The 3,144-nt window shown below is 70.0% G+C and carries 4 protein-coding genes and 1 pseudogene; 1 reads left to right on the top strand and 4 read right to left on the bottom strand.

Annotation, left to right across the window (positions count from 1 at the left end):
• Nucleotides 1-498, bottom strand: a 498-nt coding sequence (locus R6V09_RS49695) for a P1 family peptidase (protein ID WP_317888024.1), incomplete at its 3' end; no start/stop codon positions are given.
• Between the two features lie 260 nt (nt 499-758).
• Nucleotides 759-1,961, bottom strand: coding sequence for a low temperature requirement protein A (locus tag R6V09_RS49690; RefSeq protein WP_317888023.1), 1,203 nt, complete (start codon nt 1,959-1,961; stop codon nt 759-761).
• A 112-nt stretch (nt 1,962-2,073) separates the two neighbouring features.
• Between R6V09_RS49690 and R6V09_RS49685 the strand changes: the two genes are divergently transcribed.
• Nucleotides 2,074-2,253 (top strand): hypothetical protein, encoded by a 180-nt coding sequence (locus R6V09_RS49685; protein ID WP_317888022.1) that lies wholly within the window; start codon nt 2,074-2,076, stop codon nt 2,251-2,253.
• A gap of 38 nt (nt 2,254-2,291) precedes the next feature.
• On the opposite strand, the gene mscL is transcribed toward R6V09_RS49685, so the two are convergent.
• Nucleotides 2,292-2,753, bottom strand: a complete 462-nt coding sequence (mscL, locus tag R6V09_RS49680; protein ID WP_317888021.1) for a large conductance mechanosensitive channel protein MscL — start codon at nt 2,751-2,753, stop codon at nt 2,292-2,294.
• Nucleotides 2,754-2,912: 159 nt separating this feature from the next.
• Nucleotides 2,913-3,144 (bottom strand): annotated as a pseudogene (locus R6V09_RS49675) (hypothetical protein); the annotation flags it as partial.

The raw sequence follows: 3,144 nt of genomic DNA, 5'->3' as shown, positions 1-3,144 counted from the left end.
GGCGGTGATCAGCGAGACCGGACTATCGTACTTCGGTCTGTGAGTGCAGCCCCCGGACGTGTCCCCCGGCCCGCTGATCGCGGCGGCCTCCACCGCGGCCCGCCCGGTGGTCGCGTCCGGCCTGGCCCTGAAGTCGCCGCCCCGGCCCAGGTCGAAGACACAGGCCGCGGGCACCACCGGCACGACATGCGTCGGATCCACGCCCACCCGCACCCCGCGTCCCTGCTCCTCCAGCCAGGCCATCACCCCGGACGCGGCATCGAGCCCGTACGCGCTGCCGCCGGTCAGCACGATCGCCTCGACGCGCTGCACCAGGTTGCGCGGATCGAGCGCGTCGGTCTCCTTGGTGCCGGGTCCGCCGCCACGCACGTCCACCGCGGCCACCGCCCCACCCTCCGGCGCGAGCACCACGGTCGTACCGGTGAGCCAACCGTCCCCCGACCGCGTCGCGTGGCCCACCCGCACCCCGGCCACGTCCGTCAATGCGTCAACTGTCATGGAACTCAGTCTCACGCAGCGCGCGTCGGATCCGGGGACCGTTGGCGCGGTGCGGGTAGCTGTTCTGGTGCTGGTCGGCTGGGTGTGGGGTGTTGTTGTGGTGCCGGTTGGCAGGGTTCGGGGTGTTGTTCCGGTGTCGGTGGGCCGGGTGCGGAGGGTTGTGTCGGTGCTGGTCGGCCGGTTGTGGATGGTTGTTCCGGTGGCCGTTGGCTGGGCGTGGCCGGTGGTCGTTCCGACGTGGGCGGTCGGTCCCGTCGAGGTCAGCCCACCGACGCCGTCGCCTCCGCCTTGCTTCCCGCGCCGGCCGTGAGTGCGGTCAGGGTCGTGCCGACCGCCACCGTCAGCGCCGACACCAGGCCCGCCGCGAGCACCGCCCAGGAGCCCAGGAAGGTGCAGCAGATCACCAGCAACGCCGCCACGGGAAGCACCAGTTGCTGGGCGACGCCCACCTTGTAGTGACGGGCGTGCAGCGCCCATACGCTGAGCAGGTACAGCGCCGTCGGCAGGGTCACCGCGGCGGACGCGGCCACTGTGGAGATGTGCGCCTTGCCGATGGCTTCCGTGACCGCCACCTCCAGTCCGGCGCCGATCGTGGCCGCCGACGCGAAGATCAGATAGTGGCCGTACCCCCACAGGAACGCCTGCTTGTTGGACCGGAGATGGCCGTGGATCGGCACCACGAAGTAGATCCACCAGGCGGCGAACACGATCAGCAGCCCACCCGCAGCGATGGGCAGTAGTTCGCCCAGCGCGTCGTTCTCGTCCACTCCCGACCTCACGGCGACCGTGGCCGCCGCGATCGTCTCGCCCAGCACGATGATCGTGAACAGCCCGTACCGCTCCGAGATGTGGTGCGGATGCCACGGCGTAGGGAAGTCGTTCTCCGCGTAGCGCGGCACACACAGCTCGGCGATCACCATCACGAGGAACACCCAGCCGCGGGCCGGTTCCGGCAGGACCACCAGGCCCGTCCAGCCGACCATGCAGAGCAGCACGCCGCCCGCGTACCGCAATGCCATCGTCCGCTCCGGCCCGGTGGCGGCCCGTGCCGCCCGCAGCCACTGCGTGGCCATCGCCAGCCGCATGATCACGTAGCCGAGCCAGACCACCAGGTAGTCGTGCTGCTCGAAGGCTCGCGAGACCCCGGCCGCGAGGACCAGGACGCCGGCGATCTGCACCAGGGTGACGACCCGGTAGAGCACGTCGTCGTTGTCGTACGCCGAGGCGAACCAGGAGAAGTTCATCCAGGCCCACCAGATCGCGAAGAACTGCATCGCGTAGCTGAGGACCCCCTGCCCCGCGTGCCCCTCGGCCACGGCGTGCGCCAGCTGGACGCCCGCCTGCGCGATCGCCACGACGAAACACAGGTCGAAGAAGAGCTCCAGCGGCGAGGCGACCCGGTGCGGTTCGTCCCGGCCACGAGCGGTGAGCGGGCGCAGGGGTCTTGGAATCTCGGACGTCATGGGCACAAGCACAGCAGATAACGGCACGGTTTTCAGGGGTGGCCGGGTCGGCCGGGACCGACGGGGCGGACCGCGGCGACGTCAGACGCCCCTTCGGCCGTACCCTGGAGGCATGAGTACCGCCCCCGCCCCCGAGCCGCGCGATCCGAAGCCCGTGCTGGTCTTCGACGACCCGTTGAGCCGGCCCTCGTCGGACGACACGGATCGCGGGTGGGGCGAGCGGGCCGAGGGTGAGGGCGGCGCGGCCGACCTCAAGCGTTTCCTCGACGAGAAGCCGCCCCACCACATCTGAGCCGTCGGCTACGGCTCCCACCACGTCCGAGCCGCCGGCTACGGCTCCCGGTGTCCGTTGCCGCGCTGGGCGACGAGCGCGTCGCGGATCTCCTTGAGGACTTCCAGCTCGGTGATCTCGATGACCTCGTGCGTGCCCTCCTTGGCCTTGCGCTGGGCCTCCGCGCGGGCCAGGTACTTCGACATCGGCAGGACCATCAGGAAGTAGACCACCGCCGCGGTGATCACGAAGCTGAGGGCGGCTCCCAGGACGGAGCCCCACATCAGCTGGATGCCCTTGTCGCCCGAGCAGGAGCTGCTCAGACACGAGCTGTAGGTGTCCAGGTTCTGTGTGCCGATCGCGCCGACGAGCGGGTTGATGATTCCCTTCACCACCGAGTTGACGATGTTCGTGAAGGCGGCGCCGATAACGACCGCGACTGCCAGATCGACGACGTTCCCGCGTGTCAGGAAGGCCTTGAAGCCCTGCCAGACGCCCGGTTCCTTCTTCTTCTCGCTCAACTCGGAGCCTCTTCTCGCACGTGCACTGTGTGGAACGAACAGCTCCGCAACCTACGTCAATGCGTGGCCGACGTGTCCAATTCAGTAGCTCGAACGAGGGACTTGACACGAATTCGCACATGCGCCGGAAGGCGCGGCTCACGATACGGAGAGCGCGGCTCAGCACATCGTCACCGCCAGCCGTGCCGTGGCACTCGCACCGGCCAGCCGCGCCGCCGTGGCGCGCGGCACCGAGAGCACCACCAACGCCCCGCTGCCGGCCGCCTCGTCGAGCGGCTCGGGCACCTTCGTCACCCGTGCCCCGCGCGCGACCACTTCGGCGTCACCGCCCGCCGCCGTGTCCTCCGCCGCGATCACATCGACGCGGTCGCCGGACCGCAGCAGCCGGACC

Source organism: Streptomyces sp. W16, assembly GCF_033194735.1.
Taxonomy (GTDB): Bacteria; Actinomycetota; Actinomycetes; order Streptomycetales; family Streptomycetaceae; genus Streptomyces.
This window is presented reverse-complemented; position numbering and strand designations above follow the sequence as displayed.